16 protein-coding genes and 1 pseudogene are annotated in these 21,072 nt (G+C 72.2%); 10 read left to right on the forward strand and 7 right to left on the reverse strand.

What is annotated here, in order from left to right; all coding sequences use genetic code 11:
* Positions 1-48 precede the first annotated feature (48 nt).
* Positions 49-1,611, forward strand: a complete 1,563-nt coding sequence (locus tag PV396_RS07725) for an ABC1 kinase family protein (protein ID WP_319201746.1) — start codon at positions 49-51, stop codon at positions 1,609-1,611.
* Here the strand turns inward: PV396_RS07725 and PV396_RS07730 are convergent.
* The 3 genes from PV396_RS07730 to PV396_RS07740 form a co-directional block, all read right to left on the reverse strand.
* Positions 1,605-2,918 (reverse strand): aspartate aminotransferase family protein, encoded by a 1,314-nt coding sequence (locus PV396_RS07730; protein WP_319201748.1) that lies wholly within the window; start codon positions 2,916-2,918, stop codon positions 1,605-1,607. The genes PV396_RS07725 and PV396_RS07730 overlap by 7 nt on opposite strands.
* Complete coding sequence (locus tag PV396_RS07735) at positions 2,915-4,051, reverse strand: SDR family oxidoreductase (RefSeq protein ID WP_319201750.1); 1,137 nt, start codon at positions 4,049-4,051, stop codon at positions 2,915-2,917. The genes PV396_RS07730 and PV396_RS07735 overlap by 4 nt, the downstream gene beginning before the upstream one ends.
* A gap of 76 nt (positions 4,052-4,127) precedes the next feature.
* Positions 4,128-5,267 (reverse strand): acyl-CoA dehydrogenase family protein, encoded by a 1,140-nt coding sequence (locus PV396_RS07740; protein WP_319201752.1) that lies wholly within the window; start codon positions 5,265-5,267, stop codon positions 4,128-4,130.
* Between the two features lie 212 nt (positions 5,268-5,479).
* On the opposite strand from PV396_RS07740, the gene PV396_RS07745 reads away from it, so the two are divergent.
* From PV396_RS07745 to PV396_RS07760, 5 genes are all read left to right on the forward strand, one after another.
* Positions 5,480-5,599 carry a putative leader peptide gene (locus PV396_RS07745; RefSeq protein WP_319201754.1) on the forward strand — a complete coding sequence of 40 codons (120 nt, stop codon included), beginning with the start codon at positions 5,480-5,482 and terminating at the stop codon, positions 5,597-5,599.
* Positions 5,600-5,688: 89 nt separating this feature from the next.
* Complete coding sequence (locus PV396_RS07750) at positions 5,689-6,579, forward strand: glutathione S-transferase C-terminal domain-containing protein (protein ID WP_319201756.1); 891 nt, start codon at positions 5,689-5,691, stop codon at positions 6,577-6,579.
* A complete protein-coding gene (locus PV396_RS45040; protein WP_416071353.1) occupies positions 6,545-6,811 on the forward strand; it encodes a putative leader peptide in 267 nt (88 codons plus the stop codon). The genes PV396_RS07750 and PV396_RS45040 overlap by 35 nt, the downstream gene beginning before the upstream one ends.
* A gap of 48 nt (positions 6,812-6,859) precedes the next feature.
* Positions 6,860-8,092, forward strand: coding sequence for an LLM class flavin-dependent oxidoreductase (locus PV396_RS07755; RefSeq protein WP_319201758.1), 1,233 nt, complete (start codon positions 6,860-6,862; stop codon positions 8,090-8,092).
* 20 nt (positions 8,093-8,112) lie between these two features.
* Positions 8,113-9,489 (forward strand): NtaA/DmoA family FMN-dependent monooxygenase, encoded by a 1,377-nt coding sequence (locus PV396_RS07760; protein WP_319201760.1) that lies wholly within the window; start codon positions 8,113-8,115, stop codon positions 9,487-9,489.
* A 136-nt stretch (positions 9,490-9,625) separates the two neighbouring features.
* On the opposite strand, the gene PV396_RS07765 is transcribed toward PV396_RS07760, so the two are convergent.
* Positions 9,626-10,711, reverse strand: a complete 1,086-nt coding sequence (locus tag PV396_RS07765) for a M12 family metallopeptidase (protein WP_319201762.1) — start codon at positions 10,709-10,711, stop codon at positions 9,626-9,628.
* 99 nt (positions 10,712-10,810) lie between these two features.
* Between PV396_RS07765 and PV396_RS07770 the strand changes: the two genes are divergently transcribed.
* Entirely contained in the window at positions 10,811-12,694 is a 1,884-nt protein-coding gene (locus PV396_RS07770) for a helix-turn-helix transcriptional regulator (protein WP_319201764.1), read from the forward strand.
* Between the two features lie 463 nt (positions 12,695-13,157).
* Here the strand turns inward: PV396_RS07770 and PV396_RS07775 are convergent, their stop codons facing one another.
* Positions 13,158-15,725 (reverse strand): CHAT domain-containing protein, encoded by a 2,568-nt coding sequence (locus PV396_RS07775; protein WP_319202304.1) that lies wholly within the window; start codon positions 15,723-15,725, stop codon positions 13,158-13,160.
* A gap of 215 nt (positions 15,726-15,940) precedes the next feature.
* Between PV396_RS07775 and PV396_RS07780 the strand changes: the two genes are divergently transcribed.
* The 3 genes from PV396_RS07780 (at position 15,941) to PV396_RS07790 (ending at position 18,665) form a co-directional block, all read left to right on the forward strand.
* Positions 15,941-17,383: a S8/S53 family peptidase gene (locus PV396_RS07780; RefSeq protein WP_319201766.1), complete on the forward strand. Its 1,443-nt coding sequence runs from the start codon at positions 15,941-15,943 to the stop codon at positions 17,381-17,383.
* Between the two features lie 41 nt (positions 17,384-17,424).
* The gene (locus PV396_RS07785; protein ID WP_319201768.1) at positions 17,425-18,069 is read left to right on the forward strand and encodes a sigma-70 family RNA polymerase sigma factor; all 645 of its coding nucleotides are present in this window, start codon (positions 17,425-17,427) and stop codon (positions 18,067-18,069) included.
* A 62-nt stretch (positions 18,070-18,131) separates the two neighbouring features.
* Positions 18,132-18,665 (forward strand): hypothetical protein, encoded by a 534-nt coding sequence (locus PV396_RS07790; RefSeq protein ID WP_319202306.1) that lies wholly within the window; start codon positions 18,132-18,134, stop codon positions 18,663-18,665.
* Between the two features lie 54 nt (positions 18,666-18,719).
* Here the strand turns inward: PV396_RS07790 and PV396_RS07795 are convergent.
* Together PV396_RS07795 and PV396_RS07800 are read right to left on the reverse strand one after the other, a co-directional pair.
* Positions 18,720-19,692 (reverse strand): annotated as a pseudogene (locus PV396_RS07795) (ABC transporter ATP-binding protein).
* Positions 19,693-19,727: 35 nt separating this feature from the next.
* Entirely contained in the window at positions 19,728-21,047 is a 1,320-nt protein-coding gene (locus PV396_RS07800; RefSeq protein WP_319201770.1) for an ABC transporter substrate-binding protein, read from the reverse strand.
* Positions 21,048-21,072: the final 25 nt, after the last annotated feature.

Genomic DNA, 21,072 nt, shown 5'->3' on the forward strand with positions numbered 1-21,072 from the left:
TACGCACGCGCTGCAAGGAAACGCGGCACACACAGAAGGTCGTGACACATGGGCAGTGCCCTGCTCGGCAGCCGGCTTCGGCTGGTGGTGAAGGTCCTGGGAAGCCTCGCGGCCGAAGAGGCCGGCCGACTGGCCCGGGACCGCCGCCGCTCCCGGCGCGGAGCCGACGGCGAGGACGACGGGGGAGAAGGCACAGGGGAGGGCGACGGAACCCGGCGCGCCAAGGCCGTACGGCACGCGCTCGAGAGCCTCGGCCCCTTCTACGTGAAGCTCGGCCAGATCCTCTCCACCCGGCCCGACATGGTGCCGCCCTCGATGATCGCGGAGCTGCAGAACCTGCACGACCAGGTCGACGTCCAGCCCTTCGCGGTCTTCGAACCCGTCCTCAGGGAGCAGCTCGGACCGGACTGGAAGCGCCGTTTCGACGACGTCGACACCGTACGACCGCTGGGCGCGGCCTCCCTCGCCCAGGTGTACCGGGTCACCCTGCCCGGCGGGCGCCCGGCGGTGGTGAAGGTGCAGCGCCCCGGAATCCGGGACGCGGTCCGCGCGGACATGGCCCTGATGCGCAGGGCGTCCAGGATCCTCGCCCGCACCGCGCCCCGCTTCAACGAGGTCATCGACATGGAGGCGATGCTCGGCTCCATCTTCGACGCCATGGAACCGGAACTCGACTTCACCGGCGAGGCCCGCAACATGGACGAGGCCCGCGAACACGTCCGGCGCTATCCGACCCTCGCCGTGCCGACGGTCGTCCACGCCACCCCGAAAGTGCTGGTGCAGTCGCTCGCGCCCGGCTCCTCCGTACGGCATCTCGACCGCGGCACGTTCAGCGACCGGGAGCGCACGGACATCGGCAAGGACCTGCTGCGCTTCATGTACCGGGGCTACTTCGTCGACCGCATGTTTCACGCCGACCCGCACGCCGGCAACGTCTTCGCGCTGCCCGGCGGCCCGGCCACGCTCATCGACTGGGGGATGATCGGCCGCCTCGACCGGCGTACGAGCCTGCAACTGCTGCCCCTTCTCATGGCGCTTGCCCAGAACGACGGCCACGGCCTCGCCCGGGCCTGGGCGGACATGGGACGGGTCACTCCGTGGTCCAACCTGCCCGCGTTCGCCGCCGACATGGCCGCGCTGGTGCCCAAGGTCGCCACGGCCTCCCTGGAGGACATCAACTTCGGGGTGTCCCTGACGACCGTGCTGGAGAAGGCGACGAAGCGGGGCATCGGCTCGGCGCCGGCCATCTCGCTGCTGGGCAAGTCCTTCGCCAACCTGGAGGGTTCGGTGCGCTGCCTGGCCCCGGACATCGCCCTCGCGGACGTGTTCAAGGCGGAGGCGCGCGGGATCGTCATGGCCCTGCTGCGCGAGTACTTCTCCCTCGACCAGGCGGCCCGCAACACGATGGACTTCCTGTCCTTCGCCGTGTCCGCCCCCGAGCAGCTGCGCGGTCTCCTCTCCGACGCCGCGAACCGGCAGTTCGCCCTCCAGCTCCATGAACCGCACACCCCCGCCGGTATGGGCGGGCAGCGGCCCTGGACCCCCTCGCGGGGTCTGATGGCGCTCGGCGCCGCCGCCCTCCTCTTCGACCGCCGCCGCCCCCATCACTGACCGGGGTCTCGGCCCACCCGTCGTGCCACGTCCCGCAGCGCGTGCCCCAGAGTCGTCAGGAAGAGCCCCACCTCGTCGTGGCCGATGATCGCGGGCGGTGTCAGACGCAGCACCCGGGAGGCGTTGAGGGAGTGGTTGACCAGGATGCCCCGGCCGACCAGCTCGAGGACGAGTTCACCGACGAACCGCTCCTCCGTGAACTCCAGGCCGATCAACAGCCCCCGCCCGCGCACCTCGTGCACGAGCCCGCCGACGTACGGCGCGCACACCGCGCGCACACCCCTGAGCAGCCCCTCACCGAGCGCCCGGGCCCTGGCGACGACATCCTCCCGGGCCAGCGCCTCGACCGCCGCCCGCGCCGCCGCACAGGCGATCGGCGAGGCGGCGAACGTCGAGGTGTGCAGGTAAGGGTCCCGGGAGAACGGCCTGTACGCCGCCCCCGTCGCGACCATCGCCGCGACGGGCACCACCCCGCCGCTCAGCCCCTTGCCGACGAGGAGGACGTCCGGCGCGACCTCCCCGGCACCCTCGACACCCTCCTGCCCCTCCCCGTCCAGCCCCCACCACGAGCCCAGCCGCCCCAGGCCCGTCTGGATCTCGTCGACGATCAGGAAGGCCCCGTACGCCTGGCACAGCCGGCTGACCTCCGCCAGATGGCCCGGCGGCGGGATCCGTACCCCGCCCTCGCCCTGCACCGGTTCGACGATCACACAGGCTCGTTTGCCGAGCACGGCGAGGGTCTCCTTCAGGGCGTCCGCGTCGCCGTACGGGACGACGTTGCTGTCCGGCAGCAGCGGGCGGAAGGGCTCCTGGTACTTGGCGTTGGCGGTCGCGGACAGCGCGCCCAGGGTCTTGCCGTGGTAGCCGCCGGCCATGCTGACCAGTGCCGTGTGCCCGTGGGCGCGTGCCAGTTTGAGGGCCGCCTCGGTCGCCTCGGCACCGGAGTTGACGAAGTGCACCCGGTCGAGGCCGACCGGGGTGCGGGCGGCTAGGGCCTCGGCGGCGCGGGCCGCGACCGGCTCCAGGAAGACCCGGGAGGCCAGCGGATGTGCGTCCACCTGACAGTGCACGGCCGCTGTCACGGCGGGATGGCGGTGGCCGAGGATGAAGACTCCGTACCCGCCGAAGTCGAGATAGCGGCGGCCGTCGTCGGTGAAGATCCACGCCCCGTCGGACGCGGTCTCCAGCATGCCGCCGAGCACGGTGCCCATGACGGCCCGGCCGGAGGAGAGGTGCTCGCGGTAGAGGTGAGCGACATGCGTCCGGCTGTCCGGGCGGAGTCCGGAGTCGATCGGTACCGTCGTCATGACGCCAACTCCGTTTCCTGGACCGCCTGTTGGGGTGGCGCTGGAGTGGTGGCCGACGGGACGCGCTGCCGGCCGCGCATTCCGCCGGGGCGGGCGGCCCAGGCGACCAGGTTGCGCACCAGGGCCCGGCGCAGCTCCACCTTCGTCACCGCCCGGCCGCAGTGCGGCGTACCGAGGGACGAATCGAAGGGCAGCGCCCGCTGGAAGACCAGCAGCAGTTCCGCGTACGTGTGGAAGCGGCGGCGCAGCGACTCAGGGAACGTGGGGCCCTCGATCAGCGGCAGCAGCAGCCGGTGCACGGACTCCAGCGGAATCAGCCGGGGCGGATGCGGCCGGGGCCCGAACCGGTCCGCGAACTCCAGGCAGATGTCGATGACTTCGGTCTGCGGCAGCACCTCCGAGCCGGCCGTCAGCCAGTACTCGCCCCCGGTCACCCCGCCGCGCACGAGGTCGCCCACCGCACGGGCCACGACATCCTGGGGCACCATGTCGATGCGCGAGTCCGGCCCGCCCGGCATGACCGGAACCTGGCCCTTGACGATGGCCCCCAGTGCCCGCGTCAGCCCCTGCACCCCGGCGATCCGGCCGGTCACCGAGTCGCCCATCACCACCGAGGGCCGCATGATCACCCCGGGCACCGGCGCTTCCCGGACCGCCTGTTCGGCCTCCGTCTTCGAGGCGAGATACGCGGCGGCCCCGGGAAAGCGTTCCTGTTCCTCGGGGGCCAGCGGATTGGCCACGAACGCGGTGCTCATGTGGAAGAAGGGCGCGTCGGCGAGGGCGGCGAGGTCGAGCATCGTGCGGGTGCCGCCGAGATTGGCGCGCCGGATCAGGTCGGGTTCCCACTGCCAGTTGGTGGCGGCGGCCGAGTGGAGCACGACGTCCACCTCGGCGGCGAGACGGGCGAACTCGGCTGTGGACAGGCCGAGTCGGGGCTCCATGAGATCGGCGCGGAACTCCCGTACCCGGGGATCGTCCACCGGGGTGCGATGGCGCGGGCAGATGATGCGGAAGTGGGGCAGGAGTTCGTCGATCAGAGCTCTGCCGAGCACTCCGGTGCCACCGGTGAGCAGGACGGTGGGCCGGGTACCGGGTCGGATGTCGGGCCGCGTACCGGGCATCGTTTCGGGCATGGCGAAGTTCCCCCTCGATCGGGTGGGCGACGGTCGGCGTCGGTCGTACGGCGCTGTGGGTCCCGTACCGGAACCCTCAGGCGACCGTGAGCGGTGCCTCGTCCAGATACGCGGCCAGCGGGCCCGTCATCCGTGACCTCGACGGCGGATGCAGGGCGAGGCCGTTGACGCAGGCGGCGAGGTAGCCGATCTCGTCCGAGGCCGTGAAGGCGAGCCCGCCCAGCAGTTCCACCGCGCGCGGGACGATCCGGGCGAGCGTGTCCTGCACGGTGTAGCGCACGTACAGGGAGTCGGCGAGCGCGGACTCGTCGGGGGTCGCCTCGTCCACCCGCCTGGCCAGGCCCTCCACGGCGGCCATCGCGCCCTCCGTCTCCACCAGCAGCCGCACCCGTTCAGCGTCGGGCACCCGGTCCTTGCGCAGCACCCGCTCCACCAGGGCGCTCGCGGCGCCGAGATAACTGCCGGTCATCAGCAGCTCGAACCAGACGAGCCCGGCGGTCTGCACCTCGTCAAGCCGGGCGCCCGCCGGGGACGCGGTGCGCACCAGCAGCTCCGGCGGCACCAGGACGTCGTCCAGGGTGACCTGGTCGCTCTCGGCACCCGCGAGGAAGCCGCTCGCCCAGAAGGCGCTGACACTCAGCCCCTCGGACTCGGCGGGCACCAGGGCCACGGCCAGTTCCTCGCCCTCGCCGTCCTCGCACGGCACCATCACGCTGGCCGTGAGCAGATCCATCGAACGGGCCAGACTGCACGGCCGTTTCACCCCGGTGACGCGCACGCCGTCCGGGGTCACCGTGGCGGTCATGGCGGGGGAGAGGATGCCGGTGCCGCTGCGGCCCTCCGCGAAGCCGGACGCCATGAGGCGGTTGTCGGCCGCGACGCCCTGGACGAGCATCCACTCCAGGCCCTCACCACCACCGGCTTCGCTCAGCCCGACCAGCGTGGCCATCGAGAAGTGGTGCATGGTCGTCGCCACCGCCAGCGAGGGGGAGCGGCTGCCGAGCGCCCGCTGCACCCGCACCGCTTCGAGAGCGGTCGCGCCCCGCCCCTGGAGGGCAGTCGGCGCCAGCAGTCCCGGGCCGCCGCACTCCCTGAACAGCCCGATGCCCGGGCTCTCCGTACTCTCCAGCACCATCAGAGGCAGGGCCCGCAGCCCGTCGTCGAGGCCGGGCAGCAACTTCGTGAGGGCCGCGCGTTCGCGCTCCAGGAATCTCATGTCGTCCCCTGCTTCCTCGGTCCGCGATGCCGCCGGCGTCGTCGTTCGTCTCGTCACGAGCTTTACGAGCCAACCGCGTGGACCCCTCGCCCAAGGGGCGGGGCGGACGTGCCCGGCGCCCCTGGCGTCCGCCGTACGAGACGCCCTTGACGTGGGCCGTGAGCGGATCGACACTCCATTCGGGAATCCTAGTGAAAAGGTAGGGAAACTTGATGCGCGTGGAGTCGAAGGCCCCTCGGGTGGCTCACCCACCCCGGCCGACCCCGCTGCTGACCTCCCGCCGGCACATCGACCTGCAGCGAGTCTGCAGCTCCATCAGCCGCCCGCGCTGAGCCCGGCTGCCCACCCCGCGCCCTACCGGCGGCCACCCGACTACGCCTTCCGCCGCGCGTACGTCTGCGCACCACACCTGGGGAGACTCATGTCCGTCACACCACTGGCCGCCGGCTCCGCCCGTCCGGGCCCCGCCTTCCGCGGCAGGCTCGGCCGGGACTCGCGCAGCGGCCACTACGCCGTGCCGCGCCGCTACCGCCTCCACCTGTCCCCGGCCGACCCCGACTGTCTGCGGATCGCCGTCACCCACAGCCTCCTCGGCCTCGACGCGGCCTGTCCGGTGACTGAACTGCCCGCCGTCCCCGACGCCCCCGGCGGCGGACACTCCGCCCTGCGCCCCCTGTACGAGGCGAGCGCGCACCGCTACTCCGGCGTCGCCACCGCCCCCGTACTCAGCGACGACTGGTCGGGGCGCATCGTCAGCACGCACACCCCGGACATCCTGCGCGACCTGGCCAAGCACTTCGGCGGCGGCCGTCCCACGCTGTACCCGTGCGGTCTGGAAGCGGAGATCGAGGCCGTCGAGCGGCTGTGCGCCCAGCACTTCGACGGGGCCGCGTCCACCGCGCAGCGCGCCGGAGACGCCGACGCCGACGACACCGACCGCGCCGAGGCGCTCGCCTCCCTGCTGCGCACCCTGGGCTCGCTCGACGCACGGCTGGCCGCGGACCCGTATCTGCTGGGCGACCGGCTGACCGCCGCCGACGTGGAACTGTGGGTCGCCCTGGTACGCCTCGACACCGTGCACCGCTGGCACCTGGACGCCGCCGCCGTGCACCGCATCGCCGACCACCCCGCCCTGTGGGCCTACGCCCGCCGGCTCGCCGCCCACCCGGCGTTCGGCCCCCACCTCGACCTCGACGCCATCGCCCGCCGGCATCACGCCCACTGCCAGGGGTTGGAGGCCGCGGGGGCGGCGGTGCAGATCCTGGACTGGGCCGCCCATGCGCAGCGCTCCGCGGGAAGCTCCGCTGGTTAGGCGGATTGTTCGCTGCGGGCCGGTGGGGGCTTGTCGCGCAGTTCCCCGCGCCCCTGTGGGGCGCGTTTCGCGGGCGGTCAGTGTTCATCTGGCCGTCACAAAAGGGTGGAAGACGTGGGCCCGGTTGGTTGTTGACCTGGTTGTGTTGAAGCCCATTCCTTGCCGTCCGAGGTTGTTCTCGCGGCGGCACATCGACCTCCTTCGGGTGGCCGGTGCGCTCTGTCGTTCCTGATCGCTGTCCCGGTTTTTCCCGTACGGTCGATCAGGAAGGCACCTCGTCGTGTCCGCATCAGTTTCGCCCCATTCCTCCGCCCCCCTCCACCTCGCCGTCGCCCTGGACGGCGCCGGCTGGCATCCGGCCGCCTGGCGTGAACCCGTCGCCCGGCCCGGGGAGTTGTTCACCGCCCGCTACTGGGCCGACCTGGTCGCCGAGGCCGAGCGCGGACTGCTCGACTTCGTGACCATCGAGGACGGCCTCGGCCTCCAGTCCTCGCACCCGCTCGACCAGGACGGCCGCACCGACCAGATCCGGGGCCGCCTCGACGCGGTCCTGATCGCGGCCCGCGTCGCTCCCCTCACCCGGCACATCGGTGTGGTGCCGACCGTGGTGGCCACGCACACCGAGCCGTTCCACATCTCCAAGGCGATCGCCACCCTCGACTACGTGAGCACCGGCCGCGCGGGACTGCGCGTCCAGATCACCGCCCGGCAGAACGAGGCCGCCCACTTCGGCCGCCGCTCCGTGCCGCACGTCGCCTCGGTGACCGACCCACGGGCCTGGGAGTCGGCGGCCGCCCTCTTCGACGAGGCCGCCGACCACGTCGAGGTGGTGCGCCGGCTCTGGGACAGCTGGGAGGACGACGCGGAGATCCGTGACACCGCCACCGGCCGGTTCGTCGACCGGGAGAAGCTGCATTACATCGACTTCGAGGGCCCGCACTTCAGCGTCAAGGGCCCCTCGATCACCCCTCGCCCGCCGCAGGGGCAGCCGGTGGTCACCGCGCTGGCACATGCGACCGTCCCGTACCGGCTGGTGGCCCGCTCGGCCGACGTCGGCTATGTCACCCCGCACGACGCGGGCCAGGCGCGTGCCATCGTCGAGGAGATCCGGGCCGAACAGTCGGCGGCCGGCCGTTCCGGCGAACTCCTGCACGTCTTCGGTGACTTGGTGGTCTTCCTGGACGAGACCCAGGACGCCGCGACGGCCCGCCGGGAGCGGCTGGACGCCCTCGCCGGATACGAATACACCAGCGACGCCCGGATATTCGCCGGTACGCCCGCCCAACTCGCCGATCTGCTTCAGGAGTTGGCGTCGGCCGGACTGTCCGGGTTCCGGCTGCGGCCGGCTGTCGCCGGGCACGATCTCCCCGCCATCACCCAGGGGCTGGTCCCCGAACTCCAGCGCCGGGGCGTCTTCCGGCAGGCGTACGAGGCGGAAACCCTGCGCGGGCTGCTCGGCCTGGGCCGTCCGGCCAACCGCTACGCCACCGCCACCGCCTCTGTCAGCGCCTGAGCCGGAAGGACCGTACGACCATGAGCAAGCCGCTGAAGCAGATCCATCTGGCCGCGCACTTCCCCGGGGTCAACAACACCACCGTGTGGAGCGACCCGCAGGCCGGCAGCCATATCGAGTTCAGCTCCTTCGCGCACTTCGCGCGGACCGCCGAACGCGCCAAGTTCGACTTCCTGTTCCTCGCCGAGGGCCTGCGACTGCGTGAACAGGGCGGAAAAATCTACGACTTGGACGTTGTCGGGCGCCCCGACACCTTCACCGTCCTGGCCGCGCTCGCCGCCGTCACCGAGCACCTCGGGCTCACCGGCACCATCAACTCCACCTTCAACGAGCCCTACGAGGTGGCCCGCCAGTTCGCCAGCCTCGACCACCTCTCCGACGGGCGTGCCGCCTGGAACGTCGTCACCTCCTGGGACGCCTTCACCGGCGAGAACTTCCGCCGCGGCGGTTTCCTCCCCCAGGAGCAGCGCTATTCACGGGCCAAGGAGTTCCTCCGGACCGCGGGCGAGCTCTTCGACTCCTGGCAGGGCGAGGAGATCCTCGCCGACCAGCAGAGCGGCACCTTCCTGCGGGACGCGAAGGCCGGCGCCTTCGTCCACCACGGGCAGCACTTCGACATCGAGGGACAGTTCAACGTGCCCCGCTCCCCGCAGGGCCGCCCGGTGATCTTCCAGGCCGGTGACTCCGACGAGGGCCGTGAGTTCGCCGCCTCCACCGCCGACGCCATCTTCAGCCGCTACGCCGGCCTCACCGAGGGCCAGGCCTTCTACACGGACGTCAAGAACCGCCTCGCCAAGTACGGCCGCCACGCGGACGAGCTGAAGATCCTGCCCGCCGCGAGCTTCGTCCTGGGCGACACCGACGCCGAGGCGGAGGAACTCGCCCACGAGGTACGCCGTCAGCAGGTCAGCGGCGCCACCGCCATCAAGCACCTCGAGTTCGTGTGGAACCGCGACCTCTCCGGGTACGACCCCGACGGGCCGCTGCCCGACATCGACCCCGACCTCGGCGAGCACACCATCGCCCGGGGGCGGGCCCAGGTGCGGATGTACCGCGACCCGCTGGCCACCGCCCGCGAATGGCGCGAGCGCGCGGAGGCCAACAACTGGTCCATCCGGGACCTCGTGATCGAGACGGGCAACCGGCAGAACTTCGTCGGCTCCCCGGCCACCGTCGCCGCGACCATCAACGACTTCGTCCAGGCCGACGCAAGCGACGGCTTCATCCTCGTCCCGCACATCACCCCGACCGGCCTCGACCCCTTCGCCGACAAGGTCGTCCCGCTCCTCCAGGAACGCGGCGTCTTCCGCACCGAGTACGAGGGCACGACATTGCGCGACCACCTCGGCCTCGCCCACCCCGACGCCGAGAAGGCGGGGGAGCGGGCGGCGTCCTGACAGTTCCCGTACCCGCATGGCGTGGTCGAGGACGTCACCCTCCCCCAGAAGGTGACGTCCTCGACCGCTCCCCCGAGTGCCCGACGGTTGGTTCGATTCGTCCGCGGCCGTCATGTGCTGGTCTCTGCCCCCAGCTTCACCAGCACATGACGGCCGTTTCCCCCGATCCCCAGGTGGAATAGAGGCGCACCCGGACGAAGTAGTTGCGGCCCTTGACGAGCCGGACCCTGACCTGGGCGTTGTGCGGAGTGCCGCCGTCGTCCCCGGCGGCGAGATAGCGCGGCTCGCCGTCGATCTCCTCGAAGACCGCGACGACCGTGTCGCTCTCCCCGAAGGTGCCCACGGTGTAGTCGCGGGTCTCCGGCGGCGCGATCCCGAAGTCGGCCTGCTCGCCCGCGCCGAGGCACAGGGGAGCGGACCGGAACGGCACGAGTTCGGCCGGCCGGTGCGTGCCCGTCGGCGGATACCAGCGGAGCACGACCTCCTTGTCGGCCGGGGAGAGGGTCCCCGGCGGCCGTACCCCGGACCGGAACTGCTCCGGTTCGAGGACCAGCCCCGCCGCGAACGGAAACTCCATGATCGACAGCGGGTCCCAGACGGAGCCGTTGACCTCGTCAGGGTCGAGCTTGCGCAGAACGTTGGCGTACGTCCTGTCGCGGCCCCAGAAGTTCGGCGGCCCCGCCAGATCGTCGTACACCGCCTCGTCGTCCCAGTGGAGGCCGGCGAACGGGCTCTGGTGCTCGTGCAGCAGGCCCAGGGCGTGCCCGATCTCGTGCAGGGCCGTCGCGCGCTCCCCGGGCGCGGTCAGGTCCCAGCCGAAGTTCATCGTGCGCCGCCCCAGGCCCACCGAGAGTGCGTCCCGTCCGACCGTGGAGTACGAACCGTCACCGGTCTGGAAACCGATGCGCAGTTCTGCCTCCGAACGGTCGCGCACCTCCACGAAGGAGAGCCCGATCCCCAGGTCGAGCCACTCCCTGAAGCAGTCGCGGACGACGTCGCGCTGTGCCTCGGCGCCGACCCACGACTCCCACCGGGTCTCCCCGGTCCCCGGCAGGGGGATGACCGAGCCGTCGCCGTCCCGGTCGAAGAAGTAGTAGTGGAGCACGGTGCCGTTCACCCATTTCAGACGCCCCGCCAGGAGCGCGCCGAGCCGCTCGGCCGGCAACCCCGGTGGGAACGTGGGGGCCGGCTGCTGCGGGAGTGAGCAGAACCGTGCGTTCATGGGGAACAGGTTGCGGCCCACGGACGTCCGGGCGCCTGAGTCGGGGGCTACTCAAGTCGGCCTGTATCAAAGCTGAGTAGCCCTGCTCTAGTTCACGTGATGACTTCGCTACGGGACGCCGAGACCCTGGAACCGAGCTGGCCGTTCACCGGACGGGACGACGAACTGGAGCTGGTCCGCCGGTCGTTGGCGGGCGAACGGCACGGGGTCGTGGTGACGGGCCCGGCCGGGCACGGCAAGACCCGGCTCGTCATGGAGGCCGTCCGGGGCACCGACTGCGCGAAGGTGATCGGCGCGCCCGAGACCCGGGGCATCCCCTTCGCCGCGTTCGCCCACCTCCTCCCGGAGCAGGTATCCCTGCACCGCGCGGTCCAACTCCTCACCGGCGTACGGACCCTGCTGGTCGACGACGCCCATCTGCTCGACGACTTCTCGGCCGCCCTCGTCCACCAGCTCGCGGCGCACGGACGTACCCGGCTGCTCGTGGTGGCGACGGACGGGGCGTCCGCACCCGGTGCGGTGTCCCGGCTGTGGACCGGCGAGGTGCTGCCGCGGCTCGCCCTCGCGCCGCTGCCCCTCGCGGACACGGCCCCGCTGATCGCGGCCGGCGCCGGTGGCCCGGTCGAGACGCTCACCGCCCGCCGACTGCACCACCTCTGCCAGGGTGACCTGCGGCTGCTGCGGGACCTGATCGGCGCGGTGCGCGCACATGGCGAACTCGCCCTGGACTCCGACGAGTTGCTCTGGCGCGGCCCCGTACCCGTGACGGCGGCGATCCGCGAGCGAACCGCACAGGCCCTGGACCCGGCCCGCGCCCACGCCGAGAAGCGGGACACCCTGGAACGCCTGGCGTTCAGCGAACCCCTCCCGCTGGATCTCGCCGGCCTCGACCTGGACGCGCTGGAGTCCCTCGAAGCGGACGGCCTGATCCGTGTCGACGCCCTGTCCGAGGTGCGCCTCGCCCACCCCCTGCACGGCCCTGTCCTGCGCGCGGGCGCCGGGCAGCTGCGGGCCCGGCGGCTGTCCCGCCCCCCGGCCGACTGCGCGGCGGCCCTGGACACGGAGCGCGTGGAACTGGCCGAGCGGATCGAACGCGCCGACGTCCAGGAACCGGCGGGCCCCATCGGCGACTGGTTGACGGCCGAGAGCACGGCCCCCCACCCCGCCGTACCGGCCGACTACGCGACCGTACGGGCCCGCTTCGCCCGACTGCGCGGCGAACTGCGCGAAGCCCTGTCCTGGGCCAGGGAAGGCCTCCGCAGCACCCCGGACGACCCGTCCTGCCGTACGGAACTGGCGCTGGCGGTGGCCCAGTTGAGCGAGGTCGCCACCGCGGACGAGGCCCTCGCCGGCCATGCGTCCCCCGACCGGGCGACCACCTGGCTACGGTCCGCACACGGCGACGTCACCGCGGCCCTGAAACCGACCACCACCGCCAGTCCCGGTGACGGAGAGGGAGAGGCGTACGTCCTCTACGACGCCGTACGCCTCGGAGCCCCACACCTGGTCGCGGACCGGCTCGCCCAACTGCCCGGCGAGAAGGCCGAACCCCTGGCCAGGCACGCCGACGCGCTCGTCCGCCAGGACGGCCCAGCACTGGACCGCGCCGCCGAACTCCTGGAACGCCGGGGCCTGTTGCTCTTCGCCGCCGAGGCCCACGCCCAGGCCGTTCCGGCCCACCGCGACCCCCGCGCCGCCCGCAGATCCCGCTCCCGCGCGATGACCCTGGCCCGCCGCTGCCAGGGCGCCCGCACCCCGGCTCTCTCCGGGCTCGTCCTGGGTGAACTCACCGCCCGCCAACGCCAGATCGTCACCCTGGCGGCCGCAGGCCTGACCAACCGCCAGATCGCGGACCGCCTGACCCTGTCCATCCGCACGGTCGGCAACCACCTCTACAGCGCCTACACCCGCCTCGGCGAAAACGACAGGACAGCATTGCCGTGGCTGCTGGAGGAGGGGCGGGGGGTGACGCGGTCGGCGTGATCGTGAGGTGGTCCATCGATGTGGTCGGCAACCACCGGTACGGCTCGGGCAAGCGGCCAGGGGCGCGTTGCCGTGGCTGCGGGAGGAACGGGCCCGGCAGCGTTGTCGTCAGCTGGTGGCGGCGGCGTTGAGCGCCCGCCGGATCGGCCCGCACGAGGTGTCCGGCGGTACGGGGTCGGAGTAAGCGCCGGGCCGGCCCAGGCGCCCTCGTCACGGCGAGGGGCGCCGACCTCCGCCCTGACCCGCCGCCGGCAGGGCTGGTGTCGGCGCGGGTGGGTTCCGTCGTCGATCGGTGAATGCAGTGGCTGTCGGAGGAGGTGACGGACACGCCGTACCCCTGATCGGTGGCAGGCCTGACAGCCCGCCACCGCGCACGCGCCCACCCGTGTGGGTACACGAGCCGCCCGGTGAGCCGGGCGGCACGGCGTGCGGCGCGCCGTCCGGTCGACAGCCAGAGGCAGCCTCAGGCGGAGCCGAACGCCGAGAACGCCCATCCCGTTGCCTGGTGGGTCGCGTCGCCCGGCAGGGCCGCTCGGGCGTCTCGGAGGGCTTCGGCCAGGGAGAGGCCCACGGTGAGGCCCTTGTGGAGGGCCAGCATCAGTGGGACGACGGCCGCGTCGTTGACGGGGGCGCTGCTCGCCACCACGCCCGCCGTGCCCAGCGGCAGCAACGCCGTGACCAGGCCGAGGAGTTCGTCGGCGCCGACGTTGGCCAGGCGGCCGGTGTCGCAGCTGGACAGGATGATCCGGTACGGGCTGCGGCCGAGGCGTTCGAAGTCGTGCACGATCAGCGGACCGTCGGCCATCCGCAGTGACGAGAAGAGCGGACTGTCCGCCCGGAAGGTGCCGTGGGCCGCGATATGGGCCAGCGCGGCCCCGTCCAGCGCGTCCAGCACCGCAGGTACCCGCGCACCCTCGTGTTCGAGGACCGTCGGCCTGCCGTACCGGTCGACCAGATCGGGCACCTCAGCCCCGCCGCTCGCCAGACCCGGCCCCCGGACCAGGACGTGCCGCCCGCCCGGTGGGGGCCCGGTCTCCTGGGCGCGCAGCCAGCTGCTCGCCGACGGGGACACGCTGAGCACCCGCTCCCGGAGGGAGGGAAGGAGCGCCCAGGGCACCCGGTGCAGCCGCCCAGGCGGGACCACGACCACCGGGCCGGACCCCAGATGCGGTACCGCCGCGCCCAGCAGCAGTTCCTCGAGCCGGCGCCCCGAAGCCTCCAGGACCGGCAGTCTGCCCTCCGCCCCCGGATGCGCCAGCCGCCGCAGCCCGGCCTGTACGTGCTCGGCCTCGAACACCGCGTCCGCGAGCAGCCCCGCCTCGAAACGGCGCACCCGCCCCTCGCCGCACAACAGCACCTGCACCCGGCCGTCGACGACCGCGATCTCGATCAACCGCCCACCGCTGCCCAGGCGTTCCAGCAGCCGGGCGGGGTCGAAGCGCCGTTCGGCGCCCGGGGACTCTCCGCGGATGTGGAGGGTGCGGGAGCGCACCTCCCGTTCCAGGCGCCGCTGTTCCCGTTCCAGCGCGGGCACCGGGCGGCCGTCGATCCGGGCCTCCTCCGCCCGCGCGGCGATCTCCCGGAAAGCGGTCAGGCTCTGGACAAGCGCCGGATCGTCCGGCGGCCGGGCCGGCGGCGCGGTGAGGACGGTGGCCCGCCACCGCTCGCTCCACACCAGCAGCCGCCGCGACCCACCGGAGACCAGGGTCGCCCGCTGTGCCAGGGCGGCCAGTTCGGCGCCCTGCGCGGTCGCCCGGGCCCGCAGCTCCGAGGCGCCGAGCGTCATCCGGTGGTCGTCCAGGACGGCCAGCCCCCGCCGGCAGGCCTCCAGCACGCCCCGCCCCGACCCCGCCGCCTCCGCACGCAGCGCCTGCGCCGCCCACCCCGTCATACGCGCCAGCGGTGGACCGACGCGCCGGCTACGGGCGGCGACCCGCAGATGTTTCTCCGCGTCCTCCCGCCAGCCCAGCTTGAGCGCGATCCGCCCCGCGAGCAGCGATGCCTCGGGCGCGGCGGGCGAACCGAAGGCGGCGAGCCGGTCGGCCACCGCCGCCGCGTCCGCGACGAGCCGCCCCGACTTCCGCCCGGTCGCCACCCGCGCCTCGAGCAGCACCAGCCGGGCGTGCGCCTCCCACCAGCTGCGCCGCTGCCCGGCGAACAGGCGTACGGCGACGGCCGCGCGGGCGATCGCGGTCTGCGGATCGTCCGCGAGCCGGGCGGCCTTCGCGGCGGTCAGCAGCAACTCCGCCTTGCGGGTGCTCTGTCCGCCGATGCCGTCGAGCACACCGAGCGCCGCGTCGGCCTCCGCGACCGCTTCGGGCGCCAGCCCGGCGGCCATCAGCACCTCGCAGCGCCGGATGTAGAACATGAAGATCGGCGTGCCCAGCCGGTCGTACCGCTCCGCCGCCTCGTCGAACAGCCGCAGCGCCGCCGGGATGTCGCCCGCCCGGTACGCGGCCAGCGCCCTGCTCTCCACGACGTCGGCCTTGTCGTGCTCCTGGCCGGTGGTGTCCCACATCTGCTCGGCGGCGGTGAAGTCGGCGTCGGCCCGCTCGGGGCGTCCGAGCGCCAGATGCACGGTGGCCCGCAGGGTCAGCGCCCGCGCCGTCCAGATGGTGTCGTCCGCCTGCCGCAGCACGGGGATGGCCCGCCGTACGTCGTCCAGCGCCTCGCGGTGATGCCCGAGCACCCACCACGCGTACGCCCGCCGGTACAGCACACGCGCGCGTGTATGGCCCGTACCCCGGTCGACGCCCTGTTCGAAGGCGGCCAGGCCCTGCCGGGTACGGCCCGCGTGGACCAGCGCCACGCCCAGCGTGCCGAGCACGTCCGCCTCGCGCTCCGCGGACCCGGCGTCCGCCGCGAGATCGCGTGCGCGCCGCAGATGACGCAGGGCGACGCGCATGTCGCCGAAGTCCCGCTGCCACATACCGATCACCTGATGGGCGACGGAGGCGTGCAACGGCGTCGGATCGTCGTCGAGGACGTTCTCCGCGCGCGCGAGGGCGTCCTTCGGGCGGGCGAACACCATCGGAAGCAGTTCGAGAACCGTGTCACTTCCCGCTGTCACCCAACGGATGGTAGTGCTCCGCGACCCCCGTCACACAGGTTTGGCCATGGATAACTCGCTGTCCATCGCTGATCGATCCCTGTATCAACAAACGTGCCGAGGCACCTGTATCACGCGACGGTCCGGCGGCTCTCAATAGAAGCAACAGGGGATCGGCTCAAGGGGGAGGACATTCCATGGCACCTCAGCGTTTCCAGGAGCAGTTCGACCAGATCCAGCGCTCCATGCCCGACGTCGAACTGGCGATGGGTCCGGACGACGCGGCCGAGTTCATCTACGAGAAGGGCGTCGTCCTGGCCCGCGACGGCGAGGAGGCGCGGATCGTCGAGGACACCGTACGCGCGCACTTCACCACGTTCGCCGGCCTGACCGCCGACGACGTGCGCCGGGCCAGCCCGGAGACCAACCGGTCGGGCATCACCCGCATCCGGGTCGGCGACCCGGGCGAGGGCGACCGGCGCGGCGACCGCGCGGTGGCGGGCGCCCTGCGCGCGCTCCGGCAGACCGAGGGCAACGCGGGACGGCGCCTGGTCAGCCGCAACCACGTGGTGCACATCGCCCCCGTCAACGCCTGCCCCGGCGACGAGCCGGTCCCCGTCCCGTTCGGCGCGGGACCCAACCCGGCGGTGGCCGAGGGCGGTTATGACGCGGACAGCGCCGTCGGAGTCCTGGTCGTCGACACCGGCCTCATGCACGACTTCGCGTCCTACCCGGTGATGGCCCACGTCCAGGGCGACACCCAGATCGACGAATGCGACGCGGACGGCGTGCTCCAGCAGTACGCGGGACACGGCACGTTCATCTCGGGGCTCGTCGCGGCCGTCGCCCCCAACACGAACATCGTCTCCCGCAACACGCTCAACGACGCCGGCGCGATCCTGGAGTCCGAGTTCGGCGACAAGCTCTTCGAGGCCGTCGAGCGCGACGGCTGGCCGGCCATCATCAGTCTCTCCGCCGGCACCTCCAACGGCAGTACGGAGGGTCTGCTCGGCCTCGCCGCCTTCATGGAGGCCCTCCGCGAACAGCCGGGCACCCTGCTGGTCGCCGCCGCGGGCAACAACGCCAGCGCCACCCCCTTCTGGCCCGCCGCCTACGCCGACAAGCCCGAGTACGCCCAGTCCGTGATCTCCGTCGGCGCCCTGCGCAGCGACGGCGAGTTCGGCGCCTGCTTCACCAACCACGGCGCGTGGGTGAAGGTCTACGCCCCCGGCGAGCGTCTCACCGGCGCCCTCACCGGCTTCGACGCCCCGGTGCCGTACATCTACCAGCACAGCACGTACGCCACCTGCCGCCATCACTTCACCTACGCCTGCACCTGCCAGACCCCCCAGCACCTCGGTGTGCTCTCGGGGGACCACGAAACCACCTCGGGCACTCCGGACCAGGTGATGTTCGAGGGGTTCGCGCAGTGGAGCGGCACCTCCTTCGCCACCCCGGTGGTCGCGGCACTGATCGCCGCCCACATGACCGCCCACAAGGAGACCGACCCGCGCGCCGCCAGGCAGCAACTCCTCGCGGCGAACACCGAGTTCGCGGAGGTCCGGGGCGCGGTCGTACCGGCGCTGATCCCGCCCACCTGGACCCCGGTTCCGGTCGTGAACATCCCGCCCGCCCCATGAGGCCGACAGGCCTCCACAAAAGGACAAATCGAGTGCAGACCATGCGCAGGACGAGTGGAGCACCCCCTTCCACGGCGTACGATGACTGGCCGTACACGAGGGGTGGGGACGTGGAGCGAGCTGCGGTCGGCGCGTTGGTCCAGTCCGCCGTCGACGGTGACGCCGCGGGCTGGAAGGCGCTGGTGGAGGGGCTGAGCCCGCTGGTGTGGTCGGTGGCGCGCGCCCACCGGCTGTCCGACGCGGACGCGCATGAGGTCTACTCGACCGTCTGGTTCCGTTTCGCCCAGCACCTGGGCCGGATCCGTGAACCGGAGAAGGCCGGCTCGTGGCTCGCCAGCACCGCACGGCACGAGTGCCTCAAGGTCATCAAGAGCGCACACCGGATGACACCGACGGACGACGCCCAACTGCTCGACCGGATCAGCGACGACCGTACGCCAGAACAGTGGGTGATCGAGTCCGAGGAGGCCTCCACCGAGGCCGAGCGCATCCGGAGGTTATGGCAGGAGTTCGAGGAACTGGGCTCCCGGTGCAGGCAGTTGCTGCGCATCCTGATGTCCGCGCCGCCACCGAGCTACCAGGAGATCTCCGCCGCACTCGGCATCGCCGTCGGCAGTATCGGCCCCCTCCGCCAGCGCTGCCTGCGCCGGCTGCGGGTACGGCTCGCCGCCCGGGGGGTGCTGTGAACAACGCGCACGATCACGACGGATCACCCCACGACTCCGACGACTTGGACGGCACGGCCGACATGAACAGCGCTGACGACACGGGTGCCTTCGGCGACGCCGACGACGAACTGGACGGCGAGACCGACGACCTGACCGGGTTCGAGGGCGACGACTCGCTGGACAACGACCTCCTGGAGGAGACGCTCCGCCAGGCCGCCGCGATCATGGATCCGGTACCGGCGCAGCTCCAGCAGACGGCCGTCGAGGCCTACGCCCTGTACTCGCTCGACACCCAACTGGCCGAGCTGACCTTCGACTCGCTCGTCCACGGCATCCCGGTCAGAGGTGCCGTCGACTCACCCCGCATGCTGACCTTCCGCACGGACGAGCTGACGGTCGACATCGAGGTGACCGCGCACGGTCTGATGGGCCAGTTGCTGCCGCCGCAGGGAGCCAGGATCGAGGTGCTGAGCGGCCCGCAGCTCGCCTCCCCGCCCGCCCTCACCGCGGACGGCATGGGCCGCTTCGCCGGCGACCTGCACGTCACCGGCCCGTTCGCGCTCCGGCTGCGGACGGACGCGGAGGTCGTCATGACGGAGTGGCTGCGCGCCTGACGCGACCGACGGCGTTCGGGGGCGGATCCACCGCGGACCCGCCCCCGAACGCAGTCAACCCGCCGCCACCAGCGGATGGTGGCAGGCGACCGCACGACCGGGCGCCACGTCGACCAGCCGGGGCCGCTCCACCGCGCACAGCTCCCGCGCGTACGGACACCGAGTGTGGAAGGCACAGCCGGCCGGTCTGGCCACCGGGTCGGGCACGTCCCCGCTGAGCACAATCCGCTCCCGGCGCGGCGCGTCCGGGGCGCCGGTCCCGTCGTCGATCTCCGGGACGGCCGACATCAGCGCCTCGGTGTACGGGTGCGCCGGAGCCCCGTACAGCGTCTCCGCGTCGGCGAGTTCCACGATCTCGCCGAGATACATGACCGCGATCCGGTCCGAGACATGTCGGACCACGCCCAGGTCGTGCGCGATGAAGACGTACGTGAGCCCGAACTCGTCCTGGAGATCGGCGAACAGGTTCAGCACCTGCGCCTGGATCGACACGTCGAGCGCGGACACCGGTTCGTCGGCGACGACCAGCTTCGGGTTGGTCGCCAACGCCCGCGCGATACCGATGCGTTGACGCTGGCCGCCCGAGAACTCGTGCGGGTACCGGTCCAGATGGGCCGCCGCGAGGCCGACCACGTCGAACAGCTCGGCCACCCTGCGCCGGACGGCGGCGGCATCTCCGTACCGGTGGATGAGCAGAGGCTCGGCGACGATCTCCCCGGCCCGGCGACGCGGGTTCAGGGAGGCCTGCGGATCCTGGAAGACCAGCTGCATCCCGGGTCGTACGGGACGCAGCCGGCGCGCGGACAGGGTCGAACTCGACCCGCCCGCCGGTGATGTCGGTGAGCCGGACCAGACAGCGGCCCAGAGTGGACTTGCCGCAGCCGGACTCGCCGACGATGCCGAGGGTTTCACCCGCGCGCACCTCCAGCGAGACCCCGTCCACGGCCCGCAGCACTTTGCGGTGCCGGGTGAGGGAGTTGGCGCGCAGGGGGTAGTGCTTGGTGACGTCCGTCGCGCGCAACAGCACCTCGGCGCCGCCGGTTGTGTTCTGGGGGGCCGTGGTCACGGTGCCGCCTTTCTGTCCGGTGTCGAGTGCGCCGTACGGGCCGATGCCCGCTCCCCGGGCGGCAGCCAGCAGGCGTCCCGGTGCCCCGACTCGCCGGTGAGGACCGGGCGTTCGTCGCACCGGTCGTGCCGCGCCGGGCAACGCGCCGACCAGCTGTTCCCGCCGCCCTTGGTGTACTGGCACCTGTCGACGTGCCCCGGGAAGCCGGGCGGCAGGATCGTGCACGCGGGTGAGGCGAGGTTCTTGCCGCCGTACAGCCCGACCACCGCGTTCCGGTCGACCGCCCAGTTGATGGCCTGGCGCGCCAACTTGTTGTTGAACGGGGCCGAGTTGACGTTCAGCGTGACGTACCAGAACGCGGTCAGCGGATTGACGTGTGCCTGGGAGGCGTACGTCGTGCCGATCTCGCCCAGCCGGTCGGCGGGCGGCGGGTCGAACATCCAGTCCGCCTGCCCGTTCTGCACGGCGGTCACCTCGGACTCGACGGTCTGCCCGAAGGTGTAGTCGACGTCGTCGGCGTAGGCCTGCGGCTGGGCCTCGCGGGACCACTCCTTGAAGTACGGGTTGCGCACCAGCTTCAGCGCCCGGTTCGGGTCGTAGGAGGCCGCCATGTACGGGCCGGTCGTCGGCAGGGGCTTGGTGCCCGCGTCCTTGGCCGGCGAGTCCTTCGGCAGGATGCTCGCGTGCGGAACGGCCAGCTTGTACGGGAACTCCGGGTCCGGCGCGGTCAGGTTGACGGTGACCGTGCCGGCCGCCGTGTCGCCGACGACGCCCTTGGCGAGGGTGCAGGACGCCGGGGTCTTGAGACAGGCATCCGCGCCGACGACCCCGTTGTAGAAGGTGCCGGCGGTCGGGCTGGACACCTTGAAGATCCGCTGGAAGGACGCCACCACGTCGTCGGTGGTCACCGGTTTCCCGGTGGAGAACCTGATGCCCTTGCGGAGGGTGAAGGTGTAGGTCTTCCCGCCGTTGCTGACGACCGGCATGGCCGCCGCCAGATCCGGGACGACGGTGAACGACTCCTGCCCGCCGGTCTTCTTGAACGCGAGCAGGCCGTCGTACATCGACTGGTACAACTGCCAGTACTGGAGCGTGTAGTTGACCTGCGGGTCGAAGCTTCCGGCGGCGGCGTGGGCGACCAGCTTCAGCGTGCCGCCCTTGTGCGCGGGCTGGAACGCGGTCGACTGGGCGCCACCGGTGGTGGTGGAGGTCGGGTTCGACGTGCCGCCGCCGTCGGACGACGAACAGGCGGTCGCGGTGAGGGCGAGGGTGGCGGTCACGGCGGCGAACGTGGTGCGTCTGGTGATCCGGGACATCGGGTAACTCCCGTCGGTGCAGCGG

The organism is Streptomyces sp. ME02-8801-2C (assembly GCF_033793965.1).
Taxonomy (GTDB): Bacteria; Actinomycetota; Actinomycetes; order Streptomycetales; family Streptomycetaceae; genus Streptomyces.

Excerpts from the sequence above, each read along its gene's own strand:
- PV396_RS45040 (WP_416071353.1), top strand. The coding sequence starts at position 6,545 with ATGCGCAGCGCTCCGCGGGAAGCTCCGCTGGTTAGGCGGATTGTTCGC.
- PV396_RS07750 (WP_319201756.1), top strand. The coding sequence starts at position 5,689 with ATGTCCGTCACACCACTGGCCGCCGGCTCCGCCCGTCCGGGCCCCGCC.
- PV396_RS07765 (WP_319201762.1), bottom strand. The coding sequence starts at position 10,711 with ATGAACGCACGGTTCTGCTCACTCCCGCAGCAGCCGGCCCCCACGTTC.
- PV396_RS07740 (WP_319201752.1), bottom strand. The coding sequence starts at position 5,267 with ATGAGATTCCTGGAGCGCGAACGCGCGGCCCTCACGAAGTTGCTGCCC.
- PV396_RS07725 (WP_319201746.1), top strand. The coding sequence starts at position 49 with ATGGGCAGTGCCCTGCTCGGCAGCCGGCTTCGGCTGGTGGTGAAGGTC.
- PV396_RS07735 (WP_319201750.1), bottom strand. The coding sequence starts at position 4,051 with ATGCCCGAAACGATGCCCGGTACGCGGCCCGACATCCGACCCGGTACC.
- PV396_RS07790 (WP_319202306.1), top strand. The coding sequence starts at position 18,132 with ATGAACAGCGCTGACGACACGGGTGCCTTCGGCGACGCCGACGACGAA.
- PV396_RS07730 (WP_319201748.1), bottom strand. The coding sequence starts at position 2,918 with ATGACGACGGTACCGATCGACTCCGGACTCCGCCCGGACAGCCGGACG.
- PV396_RS07760 (WP_319201760.1), top strand. The coding sequence starts at position 8,113 with ATGAGCAAGCCGCTGAAGCAGATCCATCTGGCCGCGCACTTCCCCGGG.
- PV396_RS07780 (WP_319201766.1), top strand. The coding sequence starts at position 15,941 with ATGGCACCTCAGCGTTTCCAGGAGCAGTTCGACCAGATCCAGCGCTCC.
- PV396_RS07785 (WP_319201768.1), top strand. The coding sequence starts at position 17,425 with ATGCGCAGGACGAGTGGAGCACCCCCTTCCACGGCGTACGATGACTGG.
- PV396_RS07770 (WP_319201764.1), top strand. The coding sequence starts at position 10,811 with ATGACTTCGCTACGGGACGCCGAGACCCTGGAACCGAGCTGGCCGTTC.
- PV396_RS07745 (WP_319201754.1), top strand. The coding sequence starts at position 5,480 with ATGCGCGTGGAGTCGAAGGCCCCTCGGGTGGCTCACCCACCCCGGCCG.
- PV396_RS07800 (WP_319201770.1), bottom strand. The coding sequence starts at position 21,047 with ATGTCCCGGATCACCAGACGCACCACGTTCGCCGCCGTGACCGCCACC.
- PV396_RS07775 (WP_319202304.1), bottom strand. The coding sequence starts at position 15,725 with ATGGTGTTCGCCCGCCCGAAGGACGCCCTCGCGCGCGCGGAGAACGTC.